General features: G+C 37.7%; 16 protein-coding genes and 1 pseudogene. 12 read left to right on the top strand and 5 right to left on the bottom strand.

Features of this window, described 5'->3' with window-relative positions; genetic code table 11:
* Positions 1 to 10: 10 nt before the first annotated feature.
* Genes IGJ63_RS09685 through nifJ form a run of 3 tightly spaced genes read left to right on the top strand, consistent with a single transcriptional unit; the run spans position 11 to position 5,833 of the window.
* The gene (locus IGJ63_RS09685; protein ID WP_002365019.1) at positions 11 to 868 is read left to right on the top strand and encodes a sulfide/dihydroorotate dehydrogenase-like FAD/NAD-binding protein; all 858 of its coding nucleotides are present in this window, start codon (positions 11 to 13) and stop codon (positions 866 to 868) included.
* Positions 861 to 2,279: an NADPH-dependent glutamate synthase gene (gene gltA, locus IGJ63_RS09680; protein WP_002365018.1), complete on the top strand. Its 1,419-nt coding sequence runs from the start codon at positions 861 to 863 to the stop codon at positions 2,277 to 2,279. The genes IGJ63_RS09685 and gltA overlap by 8 nt, the downstream gene beginning before the upstream one ends.
* A 20-nt stretch (positions 2,280 to 2,299) precedes the next feature.
* Entirely contained in the window at positions 2,300 to 5,833 is a 3,534-nt protein-coding gene (nifJ, locus tag IGJ63_RS09675; protein ID WP_023894473.1) for a pyruvate:ferredoxin (flavodoxin) oxidoreductase, read from the top strand.
* A gap of 36 nt (positions 5,834 to 5,869) precedes the next feature.
* Here nifJ and IGJ63_RS09670 read toward each other — a convergent pair whose 3' ends face one another.
* On the bottom strand, positions 5,870 to 7,285 hold the full coding sequence (locus tag IGJ63_RS09670) for a TrkH family potassium uptake protein (protein WP_010823069.1): 1,416 nt from the start codon (positions 7,283 to 7,285) through the stop codon (positions 5,870 to 5,872).
* Between the two features lie 369 nt (positions 7,286 to 7,654).
* On the opposite strand from IGJ63_RS09670, the gene IGJ63_RS09665 reads away from it, so the two are divergent.
* The 8 genes from IGJ63_RS09665 (at position 7,655) to IGJ63_RS09630 (ending at position 15,412) form a co-directional block, all read left to right on the top strand.
* Entirely contained in the window at positions 7,655 to 9,172 is a 1,518-nt protein-coding gene (locus IGJ63_RS09665) for a flavocytochrome c (RefSeq protein ID WP_002356617.1), read from the top strand.
* 225 nt (positions 9,173 to 9,397) lie between these two features.
* On the top strand, positions 9,398 to 9,982 hold the full coding sequence (locus IGJ63_RS09660) for a thymidine kinase (RefSeq protein ID WP_002356618.1): 585 nt from the start codon (positions 9,398 to 9,400) through the stop codon (positions 9,980 to 9,982).
* Positions 9,983 to 9,993: 11 nt separating this feature from the next.
* Entirely contained in the window at positions 9,994 to 11,067 is a 1,074-nt protein-coding gene (gene prfA, locus IGJ63_RS09655) for a peptide chain release factor 1 (RefSeq protein WP_002356619.1), read from the top strand.
* Positions 11,060 to 11,893, top strand: coding sequence for a peptide chain release factor N(5)-glutamine methyltransferase (gene prmC, locus IGJ63_RS09650; protein WP_174125967.1), 834 nt, complete (start codon positions 11,060 to 11,062; stop codon positions 11,891 to 11,893). Before prfA ends, prmC begins: the two co-directional genes overlap by 8 nt.
* Positions 11,894 to 11,936: 43 nt before the next feature.
* Positions 11,937 to 12,959, top strand: coding sequence for an L-threonylcarbamoyladenylate synthase (locus IGJ63_RS09645; RefSeq protein WP_174125968.1), 1,023 nt, complete (start codon positions 11,937 to 11,939; stop codon positions 12,957 to 12,959).
* Between the two features lie 75 nt (positions 12,960 to 13,034).
* Positions 13,035 to 14,273 carry a serine hydroxymethyltransferase gene (glyA, locus tag IGJ63_RS09640; protein ID WP_002356623.1) on the top strand — a complete coding sequence of 413 codons (1,239 nt, stop codon included), beginning with the start codon at positions 13,035 to 13,037 and terminating at the stop codon, positions 14,271 to 14,273.
* Positions 14,274 to 14,404: 131 nt separating this feature from the next.
* On the top strand, positions 14,405 to 15,034 hold the full coding sequence (gene upp, locus IGJ63_RS09635) for a uracil phosphoribosyltransferase (protein ID WP_002356624.1): 630 nt from the start codon (positions 14,405 to 14,407) through the stop codon (positions 15,032 to 15,034).
* A gap of 105 nt (positions 15,035 to 15,139) precedes the next feature.
* Complete coding sequence (locus IGJ63_RS09630) at positions 15,140 to 15,412, top strand: membrane protein (RefSeq protein WP_002356625.1); 273 nt, start codon at positions 15,140 to 15,142, stop codon at positions 15,410 to 15,412.
* Between the two features lie 73 nt (positions 15,413 to 15,485).
* Here the strand turns inward: IGJ63_RS09630 and IGJ63_RS09625 are convergent, their stop codons facing one another.
* Complete coding sequence (locus tag IGJ63_RS09625; protein ID WP_002381528.1) at positions 15,486 to 15,722, bottom strand: hypothetical protein; 237 nt, start codon at positions 15,720 to 15,722, stop codon at positions 15,486 to 15,488.
* 331 nt (positions 15,723 to 16,053) lie between these two features.
* Here IGJ63_RS09625 and IGJ63_RS09620 point away from each other — a divergent pair.
* Positions 16,054 to 17,118, top strand: a pseudogene (locus IGJ63_RS09620) (primase C-terminal domain-containing protein); the annotation flags it as partial.
* A 40-nt stretch (positions 17,119 to 17,158) separates the two neighbouring features.
* Here IGJ63_RS09620 and IGJ63_RS09615 read toward each other — a convergent pair.
* The 3 genes from IGJ63_RS09615 to istA all read right to left on the bottom strand — a co-directional run bounded on the left by IGJ63_RS09615 (position 17,159) and on the right by istA (position 20,327).
* A protein-coding gene (locus IGJ63_RS09615) for an IS3 family transposase (RefSeq protein ID WP_438746394.1) occupies positions 17,159 to 18,261 on the bottom strand; the annotation gives its coding sequence in 2 pieces (ribosomal slippage) (positions 17,159 to 18,057 and positions 18,057 to 18,261; 1,104 coding nt in all).
* Between the two features lie 83 nt (positions 18,262 to 18,344).
* Positions 18,345 to 19,100 (bottom strand): IS21-like element helper ATPase IstB, encoded by a 756-nt coding sequence (gene istB, locus IGJ63_RS09610; RefSeq protein ID WP_002351240.1) that lies wholly within the window; start codon positions 19,098 to 19,100, stop codon positions 18,345 to 18,347.
* 12 nt (positions 19,101 to 19,112) lie between these two features.
* A complete protein-coding gene (istA, locus tag IGJ63_RS09605) occupies positions 19,113 to 20,327 on the bottom strand; it encodes an IS21 family transposase (RefSeq protein WP_438745843.1) in 1,215 nt (404 codons plus the stop codon).
* Positions 20,328 to 20,374: the final 47 nt, after the last annotated feature.

Genomic DNA, 20,374 nt, shown 5'->3' with positions numbered 1-20,374 from the left:
AAAAGGAATGATGAAGGTAGGTATTTCAATGTTTAATATTCTTCAGTCGACTCAATTATCTAGTAATACATTTGATTTTTGGCTGGAAGCGCCAAGAATAGCGACACATGCCCAGGCTGGACAGTTTGTTATTTTAAGAATTGACGAAAAAGGAGAGCGGATCCCTTTAACGATTGCGGAGACAAATCCACAAGCAGGCAGTATTCGAATTATTTTCCAAGTAATCGGTAAGACAACAGCTGCACTTTCCCAACTTAAAACTTCCGACTCTTTGTTAGATATCACTGGACCTTTAGGTATGCCCACAGAAGTGAAGCAATATGGAACGGTGATGGTTGTCGGTGGCGGGGTTGGCATCGCGGCTATTTATCCAATTATCAAGGCTTTAAAAGAAGCAGGCAACCGAGTGATTACGATTTTGGGGGCACGCACAGCTGAGTTAGTTCTGTTACAAGAAGAATGCCGTCGTTATTCGGATGAACTAATCATTACAACGGATGATGGTTCATTAGGTAAAAAGGGCTTAGTAACAGAAGCGATGGAAGAAGTTATTGCACGTGAATCTGTAGCGTGCAGTTGGGCGATTGGGCCCAGCATCATGATGAAATTTTGTACCTTGACAGCTGAAAAACATCAATTACCAATTTATGTTTCCTTGAATCCTATTATGATTGACGGAACAGGTATGTGTGGCGGTTGTCGGGTCACTGTTGATGGCACCATGAAATTTGCCTGTGTTGATGGACCTGAGTTTAAAGGCAATGAAGTAAATTGGGATGAATTCATTAATCGAATGAAGCAATATCAGGAAGAAGAAGCAGTTTGCTTTACAGATCGTTTGAAAGAGCAGGTGGAGAAAAATGGCTAGAAAAAGTCGTATAAAAACACCGATTGCGGAACAAGCACCTACTATCAGAAAGAATAATTTTGAAGAGGTTTGCTTAGGCTATACATTAGCAGAAGGGCAAGAAGAAGCGATTCGCTGTTTACAATGTAAAAATGCACCTTGTATTGCTAAATGCCCCGTGATGATTGATATTCCTGGATTTATTTTAGCTATTCGTGAAGGAAACATGGAACAAGCAGCCGATATTTTAAGTAAATATACGAATTTACCTGCTATTTGTGGACGCGTTTGTCCGCAAGAGAAACAATGTGAACAAGTTTGTAAATTAGGGAAAGCCAAAAACTTTGAACCAGTGGCAATTGGCAAATTAGAACGTTTAGTTGCCGATTGGGCATTAGAAAATCACAAGTTTCCTAAGAAAACAGCGGAACCAACAAAAGGGAAAATCGCAGTGGTCGGTTCTGGTCCTTCTGGGTTAACAGTTGCGGGGGATTTGGCAAAGCTCGGCTACGAAGTAATTATTTTTGAAGCGCTTCATGAAGCTGGTGGCGTATTAACCTATGGCATACCTGAATTTCGATTACCGAAAAAAATTGTTAAACAAGAAATTGCGAGTATTGAAGCCTTAGGTGTAACAATAGAAACCAATGTGGTAGTAGGTAAAACGATTACGATGGAAGAAATAATGTCAGAGTTTGATGCCTGTTATCTATCGGTTGGTGCAGGGGCACCAAATTTTATGGGAATCCCAGGAACTAGTTTAAATGGGGTTTATTCTTCTAGTGAATTTTTAACACGAATCAATTTAATGCATAGCTATGAGTTTCCAGAATATGATACACCGATTAAACGTGCTAAAAATGTTGTTGTGATTGGCGGCGGGAATGTTGCAATGGATGCCGCTCGTTCAGCCAAACGATTAGGCGCTGAAAATGTGAACATTGTGTATCGTCGTTCGTTAGAAGAATTACCAGCAAGAATTGAAGAATACCACCATTCCCTTGAAGAAGGAATTAACTATTATTGGTTAACGAATCCAATTGCTTATTTAGATGACCAACAAGGAAATCTAGCCGGTGTTGAATGTGTCAAAATGGTTTTAGGTGAACCAGATGTGTCTGGAAGACGACGGCCAGAACCGGTTCCAGACAGCACGTTTACCATTCCTGCTGATGCAGTAATCGAGGCAATTGGCCAAGGGGCAAATCGCGTCTTGTTATCAACATATCCAGAAATAGAACTAAACCAATGGGGTTACATTCAAGCTGATCCTAAAACAGGAGCAACCTCAATACCTGGCGTTTTTGCTGGGGGCGATATAGTCACAGGTGCTGCCACCGTTATTTTAGCGATGGGCGCTGGGAAAATCGCAGCTAATGCAATTGATCAGTATGTCAAAACACAAAAAACAACAGTCACAAGCAATGTTTAGGAAAGATAAAAGGTGAAAAAATGAAAAAAACAATGGATGGAAACACCGCAGCGGCTTATATTTCATATGCGTTTACAGAAGTTGCCGCTATTTATCCTATCACACCAAGTTCAACAATGGCTGAGTTGGTAGATGAATGGGCGGAAAGTGGTTTAAAAAATATTTATGGTCAAAAAGTTCAAGTTATTGAAATGCAATCAGAAGCTGGGGCAGCGGGAGTAGTTCATGGTTCGTTAAAAACAGGTGCGTTAACCACTACTTATACTGCTTCACAAGGTTTACTGTTGATGATTCCCAATATGTATAAAATCGCAGGAGAATTGCTGCCTTCTGTGTTTCATGTGGCGGCTCGGGCAGTAACGACAAGTGCGTTGAGTATTTTTGGTGATCATGGCGATGTGATGGCTACCCGCCAAACAGGTTTTTGTATGTTAGCAGAATCGAGTGTTCAAGAAGTGATGGATTTGTCGGCAGTTGCTCATTTAGCTAGCTTAGAAGGTAGTTTACCTTTTGTAAACTTTTTTGATGGTTTTAGAACGAGCCATGAACTACAAAAAATCGAAGTGATTGATTATGATGACCTGAAAGAAATGGTGAATCAGGAAGCTGTAACTCGTTTTAGAATGGGAGGCATGAATCCTAATCATCCCACTGTTTCAGGGACCGCTCAAAATCCTGACATTCATTTTCAACAAAGAGAAACAGTCAATAAAAATTACGAAGAAATGCCAAAAATTGTTCAAAAATACATGAAAAAAATTAACAATCTTCGTGGAACAACGTATGATTTAACCGATTATTATGGGGTTGAAGATGCAACAGAAGTCATTATTTCAATGGGATCGGCTTCACCAGTAATCAAACAAACAGTCGACTATCTCAATCAACAAGGACGCAAAGTTGGTTTTATCAATATTCATTTATATCGTCCATTTCCTACCGAAAACCTTCTTGAAAAATTACCAGCTACAGTAGAAAAGGTTGCGGTTTTAGATCGAACAAAAGAATCAGGAGCCGAAGGGGAACCGTTATTGCTAGATGTTCAAAGCGCTCTCTATCAACATGAAAATCGTCCAATTGTGATTGGTGGACGTTATGGGTTAGGTTCTAAAGACGTAGCGCCTAATCAAATTAAAGCGATCTATGACCATTTGTTATTGCCATTTAAAGAATTAAAACAACGCTTTACGGTGGGGATCGTTGATGATGTAACCTATCAATCATTGCCAGAAGAACCTACTTTAGATTTAACGCCAGATACTACCTTCCAAGCAAAATTTTGGGGCTTTGGTTCTGACGGAACTGTGGGAGCAAACAAGCAAGCGATTAAAATTATCGGAGATCATACCGACCTTTATGCACAAGCTTACTTTAGTTATGATTCTAAAAAATCAGGCGGTTTAACCGTTTCGCATCTGCGTTTTGGTAAAGAGCCAATTACTTCCACGTATTTAATTGAACAAGCAGATTTCATCGCTTGTCATAATGCTTCCTATTTGCATAAATACGACCTGTTAAAAGGTTTAAAAGATGGCGGAACGTTTTTACTGAATACTATTTGGGATCAAGAAAAAGTTCACCGTTTATTACCGGCTAAGTTAAAAAAATATATTGGGGAGCACCAAATCAAATTTTATATTATCAATGCGGTTGAGTTAGCTCGCAAAGTAGGCTTAGGCCGTCGGATCAATACAGTGATGTCTACTGCCTTTTTTGAAGTAACAAATATTTTAACGAAAGAGCAATATTTACCGTTACTTAAAGAAGAAGTGAAAAAGACTTATGGAAAAAAATCAATGGAAATTGTTGAAAAAAATTACCAAGCGATTGATGCTACCTTTGAATCGCTGCAAGAAATCGTAGTTCCAGAAGATTGGGCAACCATTGTTTTAGAACCAGAAAATCAAGAGTCGGAAGCTCCAGCTTTTGTGACAAATATTTTAGAACCAATCAATCGTCAAGAAGGGGATCAGCTGACCGTTTCAGATTTGATTGAAAACGGAATGAAGGGCGGTGCCATTCCAATGGGCACTGCGGCTTATGAAAAACGTGGCATTGCGTTAGAAGTACCTGAGTGGCAAATGGATAAGTGTACGATGTGTAATGAATGTGCCTTTGTTTGTCCACATGCGGCTATTCGACCGTTTTTAGCGGATGAAGAAGAACTGAAAGAAGCACCTGCAGGTTTTGCCATGCGCGAAATGCGTGGCACAGATGGGTTGATGTATCGTATCCAAGTTTCTTTAGAAGACTGTACAGGTTGTGGTCTTTGTGTTCAGGCATGTCCCGTGAAAGACAAGGCGATTTTAATGAAACCTTATGAAACTCAGAAAGAGCAAGCGATGAATTGGGCCTTTGCGATGACTCTTAAACAAAAAGCCAACCCAGTCAAAAAACTTTCTGTTAAAGGTTCCCAATTTAACCAGCCATTGATGGAATTTTCAGGTGCTTGTGAAGGCTGTGGCGAAACACCTTATATTAAGTTGTTGACGCAACTATTTGGTGATCGAATGATGATTGCTAACGCAACAGGCTGTTCATCAATTTGGGGTGGTTCGTCACCGGTGACGCCTTATACAACGAACGAATGTGGCCAAGGACCAGCTTGGAGTAATTCGCTGTTTGAAGATAATGCGGAATATGGTTATGGTATGTATATTGCCAATCGAACGAAACGTCAACATTTAGCTAGTCTGGTTGAAGAAAGTCTTGCTAAAAACGTCGGATCAGATTCACTTCAAGCCTTGTTAAATGATTGGTTGGAACACATGGCTGAAGGGGAAGGAACACAACAGCGAGCAACCAAACTAGCGGCAGCATTAAGTGAAGAAGCCGATGAAGATCCACTTTTAACAAAAATTTATGAACAAAAAGATTTATTAGTGAAAACGAGTCAATGGATTGTCGGCGGCGATGGTTGGGCCTATGATATCGGGTTTAGCGGCATTGATCATGTTCTTGCTAGTGGGGAAGATGTTAATATTTTTGTTATGGATAACGAAGTGTATGCCAATACAGGCGGACAAACATCTAAAGCTACACCAGCTTCAGCCATTGCCAAATTCTCAGCGGGTGGGAAACATACCTCTAAAAAAGATTTAGGGATGATGGCAATCACTTATGGAAATGTCTACGTTGCACAAGTAGCTTTAGGCGCAAACTCAATGCAAACGATTAAAGCAATTGACGAAGCGGAGCGGTACCCAGGCCCATCAATTATCATTGGTTATACCCCATGTATTAATCACGGGGTCAAAGGCGGAATGGTTCGGACGTTAGATCAAGCCAAAGAAGCCGTTGAATCTGGCTATTGGCCACTTTATCGCTATAATCCAGAGTTAGTTAAGAAAGGCAAAGATCCGATGGTCATTGACTACAAGAAAACAGATTTTGACAAAATGCGTGATTTCCTTGAAAAACAAACACGTTACTCTGCGTTGCATACAATTAAACAGAATCAAGAAGTAGTCGAACATTTACTTGATAAAACTAAAGAAGATGCAATTGAACGCTCTGAAAGTTATAACAAACTAGTCACACATATGAAAAAATAAAAAAACAAAGCCTCTTACTTGAGAGGCTTTGTTTTTTTATCCAATAATAATTTTTTCTGAAGGGTATTCGTAGCCTAAGTCACGTGTTTCTTTTGGTACAAAAATCATTAAGGTATAAAGCATACCAATACGTCCAATAAACATTAATAAGGCAATCATTAATTTACCTACTGTTGTTAAATCGTCTGTAATGCCCAAAGAAAGACCGGTTGTCCCAAAGGCAGAAGCGACTTCCACAATGATTGAAATCAAGGGCAGATTTTCAGTTGCTGACAAAAAGACGACAGCGAAAAAGCACATAATCAAAGACAACATGAAGACGACAATCGATTTTTTGACATCATCGTCATCTATTTTACGGCTAAAGACGCTAATATCATCTTCACTTTTTAAAAAGGCTAACAAATACAAGCCAATAATCGCAACAGTCGTTGTTCGAACACCACCACCAACAGAGCTAGGACTACAACCAATAAACATTAACACAGAGAAAATAATCAATGTTGTAATTTGGAAGTCCCCTAAATCATTAATTTGGAGGCCAGCGTTTCGTGTAGTCATCGAATAAAACATCGAACTTACCCAACGGCCACTTTCATTCATTGTCAAAAATAGGTGATCTTTTTCTAATAAGTAAATCAAAATAGTCCCACCAATAAACAGAACAATAAACGCTAGCAAAGCAATTTTACTAAACAATGAGAAGCGGAAAGGCAAGCCTCGTTTCTTCTTACGAAAGTTCTTTTTCTTAAAATGTAACCACTCATGAATTTCCAGTAAAACGGGAAATCCAATTCCGCCGATAAAAATTAAGAACATAATTGCCAGTAAAAAGAGATAATCATGAGCAAAAGGAATAATTGAATCACCTGAAATATCAAAGCCTGAATTAGTCACTGCAGAAATAGCTTGATAAAATCCATAAAATATCGCATCTCGCCAGTTTGTATAATAACCACTTATATAAAAATAAAGCGAAAAGAGCGAGCCGAAGATTACTTGGAACCAAATTAAAATCAAAAAAGTGGTGCGGATCAGTCGAACAATTCCGCTCAGTCGTGGCTGATTCATGTCAGTCATAATTAACTGACGTTGCTTTAATGTGATGCGCCGTTTTGATAAAATAAAAAAGACCGTTGAAATCATCATAATCCCTAAGCCACCAACTTGGAAAAGAACCTCCAATAAGACAATCCCACGATCATTAAAAACCGAATTAATATCGACTGTGGTGAGTCCAGTAACACTGACTGTACTGATTGCTAAGAAAAATAAATCAATAAAAGGAATATGCGAGTCAGGTTCTCTGAAAATAGGGAGGCAAAACAATAAATAAGAAATAACCGTCATTAATATGTAATAAGCGACGATGATTTGAATAGATGAAAAATTTTTGCGAATAAATCGATCGCTTTTTCGCTGTGCCAGCCACAGCAAACGTGTATGGTTCACTAGATAACCTCCCAATTCTAATTAAACTAAGTATACCAAAACTTTTCGCCTCAAACGAATAATTCTGCCAGAAAATCCTTGAAATGACAAATAAAAATAAGAAATTCGTTAGAAATAATTGGAAAACATCCACAAACAAGCGAGAACATGATATTTTATGAAAGAATAGAAAAATAGGTTGTTCCCCAAACAACTTATTAATAATTGGTCAGTTTGTCTAACGATACAACTTTAAAAAGTAGTGGTAGCTTTTTTATTTCGGTTGATATGTGAATGTGTTCACTTTATGTAACAAACTGTTATTTTTATTCAAATGAAAAATAAGAAATTGTGTTGGTAGAAATCAATAGTTTATAAGGTGGGAAAACAATGAAAAAAGTGTTAATGGGAGTTCTTTCCCTAGGGTTATTATTAGGTGCAGCAACAGGTTGTACAAGCGATCAAGAAAAAGCTGCTGGTAAAACAAAAGCATCTTCTGAAAAAACAGAAGCAACATCTGGTGCCTCTGCTAATGGTTATACAGATCCAAGTGAACTAAAAGACAGTTATGATGTTGTTATTGTTGGTTCAGGTGGTGCGGGGATGACCGCTGCATTACAAGCCAAAGAAGCTGGCATGAATCCAGTTATTTTAGAAAAAATGCCTGTTGCAGGTGGGAATACAATTAAATCTTCTTCAGGAATGAATGCTTCACAAACAAAATTCCAAGAAAAAGAAGGCATTAAAGATAGCAACGATAAATTCTTTGAAGAAACACTAAAAGGCGGTAAAGGAACCAACGATCAAGAATTACTACGTTATTTTGTTGATCATTCAGCTGAAGCAATTGATTGGTTAGATACAAAAGGAATTACATTGAGCAATTTAACGATTACAGGTGGAATGAGCGAAAAACGCACACACCGACCTGCTGACGGATCAGCAATTGGGGGCTATCTAGTTGACGGTTTAGTACGTAACGTTCGCGAAGAAAAAATTCCATTGTTTGTTGATGCTGACGTGACAGACTTAGTTGAAGAAAACGGTCAAATTGATGGCGTAAAAGTGAAAATGAAAGATGATAAAGAAAAAACAGTTAAAGCAAAAGCAGTCGTTGTCACAACAGGTGGTTTCGGTGCCAACGAAAAATTAATTACACAATACAAACCAGAATTGAAAAACTATGTTACAACGAACCAAGAAGGAACAACAGGTGACGGTATCCAAATGATTCAAAAAGTTGGCGGTGCGTTAGTGGATATGAAAGAAATTCAAATTCACCCAACTGTTCAACAAAGCGATGCTTTCTTAATTGGTGAAGCAGTTCGTGGAGAAGGCGCAATCTTGGCTTCTCAAAAAGGAGAACGTTTTGTTAATGAGTTAGATACACGTGACAAAGTTTCTGCAGCAATCAATGCCTTACCAGAAAAATCAGCTTATTTAGTCTTTGACCAAGGCGTTCGCGACCGTGCAAAAGCCATTGATTTCTATGATCAAAAAGGTTTCGTGGAAAAAGGTGAAACGATTGAAGAATTAGCTGAAAAAATTGGCATGCCTGCCGATACATTGAAAGCAACGATTGATACTTGGAACCAAGATGTTAATGCCAAAGATGACAAACAATTTGGTCGGACAACTGGAATGGAAGCTGACTTAAGCACAGCGCCTTACTATGCAATTAAAATTGCACCAGGGATTCACCACACAATGGGTGGCGTGAAAATCAACACGAAAACAGAAGTTTTACGTGAAGATGGCACACCAATTAAAGGTCTATATGCTGCTGGTGAATTAACAGGTGGCTTACATGGTCAAAACCGTATCGGAGGCAATGCCATCGCCGATATTATCATTTATGGTCGTCAAGCAGGTACGCAATCAGCAGAATTTGCCTCTGCTCAAAAATAACTAGTTTAAAAAGTCTGAAATTGTAGTCAAATAACTACAATTTCGGGCTTTTTTATTGCATACTAGCAGGATCATTAGTTGGAGTATAAATAGCCCTGCTAAAATGACTTTGGCGTAGATTCTGTTTTTTTCAGAAAAATGCACGACCATTTTAGCTAAAAATACTGCTTTTTTGCTAAAAATATAGTAAAATACGTAAGGAACTAACGGAAAGGTGTAGTGAACATGGCTCAATTATTTTTCAAGTATGGCGCAATGAACAGTGGTAAAACCATTGAAATCTTAAAAGTAGCACACAATTACGAAGAACAAGACAAACCAGTTGTTTTGATGACCAGTGGACTAGATACACGTGATGGTGTCGGGAAAGTATCCAGTCGCATCGGATTACGCAGAGATGCTATTCCAATTTTTGAAGAAACCAATGTCTTTGACTTGATTAATGATTTGTCTTACAAACCTTTTTGCGTATTAGTCGATGAATGTCAATTTTTAAACAAGCATCATGTCATTGAATTTGCACGAATTGTTGACGAATTAGATATTCCAGTAATGGCATTTGGGCTAAAGAATGATTTTAGAAATGAATTATTTGAAGGCTCAAAGTATTTACTTTTATATGCAGACAAATTAGAAGAATTAAAAACGATTTGCTGGTTCTGTCATAAAAAAGCAACTATGAACTTGCATTATATTGATGGCAAACCCGTTTATGAAGGGGATCAGGTCCAAATTGGTGGGAATGAAGCCTACTATCCTGTTTGTCGCAAACATTATTTTCATCCAAAAACAGTGAATGAAGAACAGTAAGGAGAGACACTATGTACGATCAATTACAATCTATTGAAGATCGCTATGAGGAATTGGGCGAATTATTAAGTGACCCAGCAGTCATTAGCGATACAAAACGTTTCATGGAATTATCGAAGGAAGAAGCTAATACACGTGAGACGGTTGAGGTTTATCGCCGATATAAACAAGTTGTTGAAGGGATTAGCGATGCCGAAGAACTTTTAAGTGAAAACTTAGATGCGGAAATGGCCGAAATGGCGAAAGAAGAACTTTCTGATTTAAAAAAAGAAAAAGAAGTGTTAGAAGACCGCATTAAAATTTTATTATTACCAAAAGACCCAAATGATGATAAAAATATCATCATGGAAATCCGTGGTGCAGCCGGTGGCGATGAAGCCGCACTTTTTGCTGGCGACTTATTTAATATGTACCAAAAATATGCAGAAGCACAAGGGTGGAAAGCGGAAGTTTTAGAAGCGAACGTCACTGGAATCGGTGGATATAAAGAAGTAATTATGATGATTTCAGGAGATAACGTCTTTTCAAAATTAAAATACGAAAGTGGCGCTCACCGCGTGCAACGAGTTCCTTCAACAGAATCACAAGGACGGATTCATACATCGACAGCAACCGTTGTAGTTATGCCGGAAGCGGAAGAAGTCGAAATCGAATTAGCTGATAAAGATATCCGTGTCGATATTTATCATGCAAGTGGCGCTGGTGGACAGCACGTCAATAAAACCGCTTCGGCTGTTCGTTTAACCCATTTACCAACAGGAATCGTGGTCGCAATGCAAGATGAACGTTCACAGCTAAAAAACCGTGAAAAAGCAATGAAAGTTTTGCGTGCTCGTGTGTATGACCAAATTCAACAAGAAGCACAAAGTGAATATGATGCTAACCGTAAATCGGCGGTGGGGACCGGAGATCGTTCAGAACGAATCAGAACGTATAACTTCCCACAAAATCGAGTAACGGATCATCGTATTGGTTTAACCATCCAAAAACTAGATCAGATTCTTGCTGGTAAATTAGACGAAATCATTGATGCATTAGTCTTATATGATCAAACATCGAAATTAGAAGAGATGCAAAATGGCTAAACGTTACTTTGAAGTCCTTAACTGGGCTTCTTCTTTTTTAGAGGCGCAAGGCAAAGAAGGCTATGCTATTCACTATGTTTTCTTAGAACGTAAAGGTTGGGATAAAACGCAGTGGCTCTTGCATATGCAAGAAGAAATGCCCAAAGAAGAAGAGGAACAATTAAAAACGGATTTAGCCCAATTATTGACAGATTACCCAGCACAATATTTACTAGGACAAGCTGAATTTTATGGACATTCCTTTATTGTTAATGAACATACTTTGATTCCTAGGCCAGAAACAGAAGAATTAGTCGAGCGTTGCTTAAAAGCCAATCCAGATACTCCTTTGACGGTCGTGGATGTCGGAACAGGGACAGGTGCCATTGCGATTAGCTTGAAACTGGCACGGCCCAACTGGCGAGTTATTGCCATTGATCTTTCAGAGGAAGCGTTGACTGTCGCTAAACAAAACGCGCAAGTATTAGGTGCTGACATCGAATTTTATCATGGGAATGGCTTACAGCCAGTTGCTTCTGAAAAAATCGATCTGCTTATTTCTAATCCGCCCTATATTAGTGAACAAGAATGGCATTTAATGGATGCAAGTGTCCGAACGTATGAACCTAAAACCGCTTTATTCGCTGAAAATAACGGTTTGGCTTTATACCAACAATTAATTCATGAAAGTCAAACGATGCTTAAAGCAGATGGTAAAATTTATTTTGAAATAGGGTTTCAACAAGGCGCGGCCCTCCAAGAATTATTGAGCGCCGCCTATCCACAAAAAACAATTAAAATTGAAAAAGATTTATCTGGCAACGATCGCCTCGTGATAGCCGAGTAACTAAGGTTCTTCGTCGCCACTTTTCTAGAAGGAGCGATTTGCAATGGAAACAAAAAAATTAACCAAACAAGAAATAGTCCAAGCAGCAGCAGCCATTCAAGCAGGCGAGCTAGTGGCTTTTCCAACAGAAACTGTTTATGGCTTAGGTGCCGATGCCTTAAATGAAACGGCAGTAAAAAAAGTTTACCAAGTAAAAGGCCGCCCCAGTGATAATCCATTGATCGTTCATGTGAACAACGTTGAAATGGTCAAAAAATACGTAGCGACCTTACCAGAAGTCGCTACAAAATTGGTGTCTGCCTTTTGGCCGGGACCATTAACTTTAATTTTTAATGTGCCTAGCGATACATTTTCTAAAACAGTAACAGGTGGTTTAGAGACAGTCGCTTTTCGTATGCCAGATAACCAAGCGACCTTAGCTTTGATTGAACAAGCCAATGTTCCATTGGTCGGACCAAGTGCGAACACTTCTGGCAAGCCTAGTCCAACATCTGCAGAGCATGTTTATCATGATTTGCAGGGGAAAATTGCTGCCATATTAGATGATGGTCCAACTCAGATTGGGGTGGAGTCAACGGTCTTAGATTTAACGGCGGAAGATGGTGTGCCAGTTATTTTACGACCAGGAGCAATTACCAAAGAGCAGTTGGAAAGCATTATTCCTCAAGTGAAAATCGATACACATTTGATTAGTGAAAATGCAGCACCCAAAGCGCCAGGGATGAAATACAAACACTATTCTCCTGATGCGGAAGTTTGGATTATAAGCGGTCAAACAGCAGAATGGCAAGCGGCGATTCAGCAAGCAACAGAACAACAGGAAAAAATCGGCTTATTTTTAAGTGATGAACAGGCAGCACAACTAGATACAGAAAATGCGTTTGTTTATTCTTATGGTGCAGAAATGGTTGAAAATGCCACAAAAGAACTATTTGCAGGGTTAAGAGCGTTAGATGAGCAAGGAGCTACCACGATTTTTGCACAAGGATTTGCAGAAACTGGTTTAGGCACTGCTTACATGAATCGCTTGAAAAAATCAGCCAATCAAAAATTTTTTGAAAAATAAGAGGTATTTGTAACGAAGCTGACACAGAAGTATGATACAATCAGACAAAAGAAAACAAAATGGAGTGTTGTTTGAATGGATTACAAAACGTATGACCCAGATTTATGGAATGCAATTGCAAGAGAAGAAGAGCGCCAAGAAAATAACTTGGAACTAATCGCATCTGAGAATGTCGTGTCAAAAGCGGTTATGGCTGCCCAAGGAAGTATTTTAACGAATAAATATGCAGAAGGTTACCCTGGTAAACGGTACTATGGTGGTTGTGAATTTATCGATATCGTAGAAAATTTAGCTATCGATCGTGCCAAAGAATTATTTGGTGCAAAATTCGCGAATGTACAAGCCCATTCAGGTTCTCAAGCCAATACAGCGGCATACCTTTCATTGGTTGAACCAGGTGATACCATTTTGGGGATGGATTTATCAGCTGGTGGTCACTTAACACATGGTTCGCCCGTTAACTTTAGTGGCAAAACCTATAATTTTGTCAGTTATGGAGTGGATCCTTCAACAGAAGTAATCGATTACGATGTCGTGCGAATTTTAGCAAGAGAACATCGTCCAAAACTAATCGTTGCAGGCGCAAGTGCGTATTCACGAACGATTGACTTCAAACGTTTCCGTGAAATCGCTGATGAAGTAGATGCCAAGTTAATGGTTGATATGGCGCATATTGCAGGCTTGGTAGCTTCAGGGTTGCACCCAAATCCAGTTCCGTATGCTGATATCGTAACAAGTACGACCCATAAAACATTGCGTGGTCCTCGTGGCGGTTTAATTTTGACAAATAGCGAAGAATTGGCGAAAAAAGTAAATAGTAGTATTTTCCCAGGCATTCAAGGTGGCCCGTTGGAACATGTGATTGCCGGAAAAGCCGCAGCTTTTAAAGAAGCATTGGATCCAAGTTTTGCTGAATATAGTCAGCAAGTGATTGCAAATGCGCAAGCGATGACGAAAGTTTTCAATCAAGCGCCAGAAGCTCGTTTAATTAGTGGGGCAACAGACAACCACTTATTACTGATTGAAGTGACAGGTTTTGGTTTAAATGGAAAAGAAGCAGAAGCTATTTTAGATAGTGTAAATATTACTGTCAATAAAAATTCAATTCCGTTTGAACAATTAAGTCCATTTAAAACAAGTGGTATCCGTATTGGAACGCCTGCGATTACTTCACGTGGTTTTAAAGAAGAAGATGCGGTAGAAGTTGCTAAATTAATCGTTCAAGTCTTAAAAGATCCAGAAAATACAGCAGTTCATGATGAAGTCAAAGCAGCTGTAGCAGCGCTAACTAAAAAATATCCATTATATAACTAACATCAGGGATAGCTGAAGCGCGATTCTCTGTACAAATAAGAGTCGGAGCTTAGGATTTAAGGAATTCAACTTGTGTCCTAGGCTCTTTTGTTTTACAATAAGAAAGAATAAAATAATGAAGGAGAATAGATATGGGAAAATTTCAAGTAATTGATCATCCGCTAATTCAACACAAACTAACAATGATTCGCGAAAAGAACTGTGGGACAAAGGTTTTCCGCGAAGTTGTCAACGAAATTGCTATGTTAATGGCTTATGAAGTATCACGGGATATGCCTTTAGAGGATGTTGTCATCGAAACACCGATGGGTAAATCAACACAAAAAACACTTTCAGGGAAAAAAGTAGCAATTATTCCTATTTTACGTGCCGGCATTGGCATGGTTGATGGGATTTTAGAATTAATTCCAGCAGCGAAAGTTGGACACGTTGGACTTTACCGTGATGAAGAAACATTGCAACCACATGAATACTTCGTGAAATTACCTGAAGACATTGCAAGTCGTCAATTATTTGTTGTTGACCCAATGCTAGCAACAGGTGGTTCCGCAATTATGGCCATCGATTCATTAAAAGAACGTGGTGCTAGCAACATTAAATTTGTATGTCTAGTGGCCGTTCCAGAAGGTGTGAAAGCTTTACAAGAAGCGCATCCAGATGTAGATATTTATACAGCAGCTTTAGATGAGCGCTTAAACGAAGACGGCTATATCGTTCCTGGTTTAGGGGATGCTGGTGACCGTTTATTTGGAACAAAATAATAACAAAAAACCGTTAGATAACCGATTATGGTTACTAACGGTTTTCTTTTGCTTAAAGAACTTTTCTAGGTGTATAATAAAAAATAAAAAAACAAAGGAGGAGCTATGAAAAAGAATAAAAAAGTCTTACACGCTATCGCTGTGATTGCTAGTGTGATGTCAGTTTTGATGTATGTTTCATATATTCCACAAATTTATGGAAATTTACATGGGGAAAAAGGCAATCCGACGCAACCATTAGTGGCAATGATTAATTGTATTTTTTGGACGATTCATGGGTTATATGGAGACGATGGAGAAACACGAGATAAGTCCATTATTTTTGCTAATGTGCCCGGAATTATTTTTGGTTTTTTTGCGTTTATTACAGCATTATAGTTTCCGACGAATTGGAAAGTATTCCAATTCTGTACATAAAAAAGAGCGGGGGAAATTTCCCACGCTTGAAGAATTAAATCTTTTTCAATTGTTTGTAATTAATAACAATCACACCATTGCTGTGCACCATTAAGTGATTGTTTTTTTGCGTTTCGTCAATTTCGACGACAGCGGCATTTTTTAATTGTTTCGTAACAACGCCTGTTTGTGGCTGTCCGTGAACAAGAAAAGTAACATGGGTGTCAACGGCGAAATCCTTACCAGCATCCGATGGAACAACAGGAGTAACCATACCATTAAAATTTGACATACAAAAAACCATCCTTTCTTGATATCTCTATTATACCACATTTTCAGAAAAAAGTTTGTAAAGTCGCTATTTGGCTTATTTTAAAGAGATTTTGCATAAATAAATAACAGTAAGTGTCTAGTTTTTACCCGAACGTCAATCGAAAAATTAGAATACTCTAATAATTGAAATCTCCTCGAAAAATTAAATAACGACGATTAAAAACTCTGTGTAAGCAACCTTATACAGAGTTTTTTTGTTTGCTAAATCTTTAAAACAGAAAGGAGGGAAAAAAGTGCTTCAGATTTTTTTGAAGAATGGATTGCGTACCTACAAATTTAGAAATAGTCAGCTGAAGCCGATAGGCTTTGTCGAAGAAGAAAAGAAAGGCTCGATCTTCATTTATTATTCCAAAGAAGCTCTATCTGTTTCAAGAGGAATCGTCATTACTTCTTTAGAAGCAATCGAAGAACAGGCTGACGCAATTACACATTGGACGCCAAATATTTATCGATATGGCGAATATGCAGACACAAGACGATTAGTTGTCAAAGGTCATTTTGAAAAAAATTTACGTCAAATCAATACGTTTGTCGTTGATATCGATTCAAAAGAAAATCACGAAGGAGAAATCATTCTCGCATGTATCGATCAGCTAGGGTTCATGCCAACGTTGATTTTAGAATCCGATTTTGGTTATCAAGTCTATTTTGTATTAAGTACACCTGCTTATGTCACAAGCAAAAGTAATTTTAAAGTGATCGAAGTAGCAAAGCGAATTTCAATGACGATTCGATCACAGCTGGCAAAACAATTAGTTGGTGTAGATATTGGCTGCAATCATTTTGGCATTGCACGCTTTCCAAACAAAAGAAATATCGTTTATTACGAATCAGAGAATCAGTATGCTTTTTCAGATTGGATCAATTGGTCGATGAAACAAGCGTCAGATCAAAAGACAGAGAAGAAAGCGAAGTTGGTTGTTTTTCCAGAGAAAAAAGTTTATTGCCAAGTCAATGAACCGTGGTTTGACCTTTTGTTAAGAAAAGCCAACATTATCGGCGGAGAAGGCAGGCTAGGACGAAATAACGTGATCTTTACACTCTCACTTGCCTATTTTTCTTCTGGTTATAGTCAAGAAACATGCGCATATAACATGTTTGAGTTCAACGAACGTTTGAAAGAACCATTGACAGAAAAAGAGGTCGAAACGATTGTAAAGAGCGCATACTCTAGCAACTACCAAGCTGCCCGACGAGATTTCATCTTGGAATTGTGTCAGGAATGGATTGCGGCAGATATTCAGGAAAAAGAGCTGTTTACCCAGCGACGAGGCTGGTGGAAATTTAAAAAGCCACGAGAACAACGAGAATATAGCCACAAACATGAATGGCGAGTAGAGCTTTTAGATTATCTTGGATAGATGTCAATAAAGTAGACACAAAAAGAGAAGATACTTAAAGACATTCAAAGTAAAGAGCCTCCTTTTCATTTGGTGTAAGCATATCTAATGTTCCGTGAGGACGTTTGGTGTTATAGAATCCTTCAATGTAAGCGAAACAAGCCAAACGTACTTCTTCGATTGAATGGAATGAACGGCGATTTAATTCTTCTTTTTTCATATATTTAAAAAAAGCTTCGGTAACGGCGTTATCCCACGGATAACCTGGTTTTGAAAGAGAATGGACAATCGGATGATGCTCTATAAACTTTCTAAATTCAAAAGAGGTATATTGAGACCCTTGATCTGTATGAAAAAGAACAGGATTCATTAATTTTCGAGAATGAAGTGCTTTTTCTAATGTTTGAATGGCTAGTTTTGTATCAATCGTTGATCCTACGGTCCAAGCAATTACTTTTCTAGAAAACAAATCTAAAACGACACACAAATACGCAAATGTTTTCTTACCGATGGGGATATAAGAAAAATCACTTGTCCAAACTTGATTTGGTGCAGGTGGATTGAACGCTTGGTTTAGATGATTTGGCCGTGTCAAAGAAACCTTGTTTTTCCTTTTTTTGAAAACAGGCTTTACTGTAGACATTTTTGGGAGGTCCATTGCTTTCATCAAGCGATAAACACGACCAATACTAATCGAAATGCCATAATCACGCAAAAGAATCTGGCGGATTTTTGCAGCGCCAAGACGTTTTTGAGAAGAAGTATAAATTTCTAAAATCACTTTTCTTAGGTGTTGATTTTCTTTTGTTCTTGGGGCTACTTTTCCAGAAAAGCGTTTGTAATAAGTGGAACGATTGACTTTGAGTACACGACAGAGTGTAACAATACTGTGTTCATATCGAAGAATGTGTATGGCTTTTAATCGTTCGTCAAGCGAGGCGTGAATATGGCAATCGCTTTTTTTAGGATTAAATTTTCCTCCTCGAGTTGCGCATTTCGTTTTTGTAGCTGTTTGATTTGACGGGCCGTAAGGATCGTGTCATCGTCAATTTTTACTTCGGAATATTGTTTGACCCAACGAGCAATTGAAGAAAGAGCAATGCCGTACTCCTTAGCTAAAGCATTTTGAGTTTTACCACTTTCGTTGTCAATGGCCATTCAAAAATGTAGGTTTTTGGCCATTTAGAAATGTCGTTTTTTGGCCACCGAAAATGTAGGTTTTTGGTCCATAAATAACAAGGTTACTTATACGACAACTTTTTTTCTTTATAATCTTTAATCCGATAAGACTTTCCAGTAATTTGAATAATCTTAGCGTGGTGCACTAATCGATCAATTAGTGCATTTGTTAATTTTTTATCTTGAAAAGTTTCAGCCCATTGAGACAAAGGAATATTCGTTGTAATAATGGTCGATTTTTTTTCATAACGAAGATTAATTAATTGAAAGAACAACTTTGCCCCATCAGGGGTAAAAGGTAAATAACCAATTTCATCAATAATTAATAAATCGTAAGAAGCATACTTTTTTAACAAACGGTCTAAATTTCCACGTTGATTTGCACGATTTAGTCGATTAACTAATTCATTGCTTAAAACAAAATGGCAAGAATAACCTTTGGTTATGGCTTCTAGTGTAATGGCAATAGCTAAGTGAGTTTTCCCCACTCCGCTATTTCCAATAAACAATATATTATTGTTTGTATCCATAAAGCGTAAGGTACACAAATCTAAAATCTCTGTTCGATTAATTTTGGGTTGGAAGCCGAAATCAAAGTCATTGATTGTTTTCTTAAACGGTAAATTTGCCTTTCTTAAGCGATTTTCTTTTTGTCTTTCATTTCGTGAGTTTATCTCTTCTGTCATTAAATGATTTAAAGCTTCTACAAAACTAAGGTTTTCTTGAACAATTGTATCGAGATATTCTGGTAAAATTTCTCTCGTATGTTTTAAATTCAAATCTTCTAATTTGTTTAGTAAATGATAGTAATTAGACATAATGATTCACCTCTATAATTCGTCATATGCTTGTAAATTTTCATCAACAAAGCGCTCTAATTCTTCGTCTTCTAAGTGTTTAAAAACGTCAGAACGTAGAATCTCTATATAGTCATTTCGATGATAATTAAATAATTGATGAGTAATTGTATGTGTACGAACAAGAGTAGAATCATCGTAAATATAAAGTTTATCTTCTTTTACACATAGTGTAAGAATTTTCCCAATGTAATTGATGGGTACAGAATATTTGTTTTGATTCCATTGAACCATCGCTTCGTTAGATACTTTTCGTTTGATTTGTTTTTCAACAGAAGAATAGATTTTAAGTTGATTCGCATCAAAAGAAGATAATTGTTCTTTCTCGTATGACCAACGGTCATTAGGACATTCATGAATAGCTTGAGAAATTTCTTCTGTATTTAATGAATCCATGATTGTTTGAACAATTTCAACTAATTCTTGAGTTGTTTCAAATTCATAATTAAATACACGAATTCGTTCGATTGTGCGCGCAAGAGCTTCAACCTTTCCTTTTGTTTGAGGTCGAAACGCACGACAAGCAATTGGAAGAAATCCCGCTTCTTTCGCATATTGTCGAAACCGCTCATTAAAAACAACTTTAGAAAATTGACTACGACTACGGTCAACAACAGTTTTCATATTATCGAACCATATTTCTGCAGGAACACCACCGGTGTATTGAAACGCATTAGTTAAGCAACGAAATAAAGTAGTTTGAGAACGATCGAAAGTCAGTTCTAAATATTTAATTCTTGAATAACCTAAAACGTAAAGGAAGATATTACAAGAAATAACTTCACCAAATTTATTAACTAATTTGAGGTCTTCTTTCCAATCAACTTGGGCAGATAAACCAGGAGTTGTTTCAACACGAATCGTTGCTTTTTGTATTTTATCTGCTTTAACATTTCGACAATATCTTCTTAGAGTCCGTGCACTTCCACGATAACCACGTTTAGAAATAAAATGATAAATAGCAGAAGAAGAACAGCCTAAAGCTAATTTGTCAGCGATAATATCTTCAAAGTCACTAACTAAAGTTTTTTTATTTTTATTTTTTTGAGCAAGCAAAGGTAATTTATTGCTTATCCCAGCTTCATAATAACGTTTTACCGTACGGTAATCGTTAGCTAAAGCAGCATAATTAGGTTTTGTATGAGTCATAATGAAAGGTAACACTCCTTCATAAATATCTTTTCTCAATACACTTTCCTCCTTGAATAAAATAACACAAGGAAAGCGTACCAAAT

Source organism: Enterococcus sp. DIV1375a (genome assembly GCF_051712205.1).
In the GTDB taxonomy this organism is placed as follows: domain Bacteria; phylum Bacillota; class Bacilli; order Lactobacillales; family Enterococcaceae; genus Enterococcus; species Enterococcus faecalis.
Note: the sequence above shows the minus strand (reverse complement) of the source record. Positions and strands in the feature narration are given on the sequence as shown.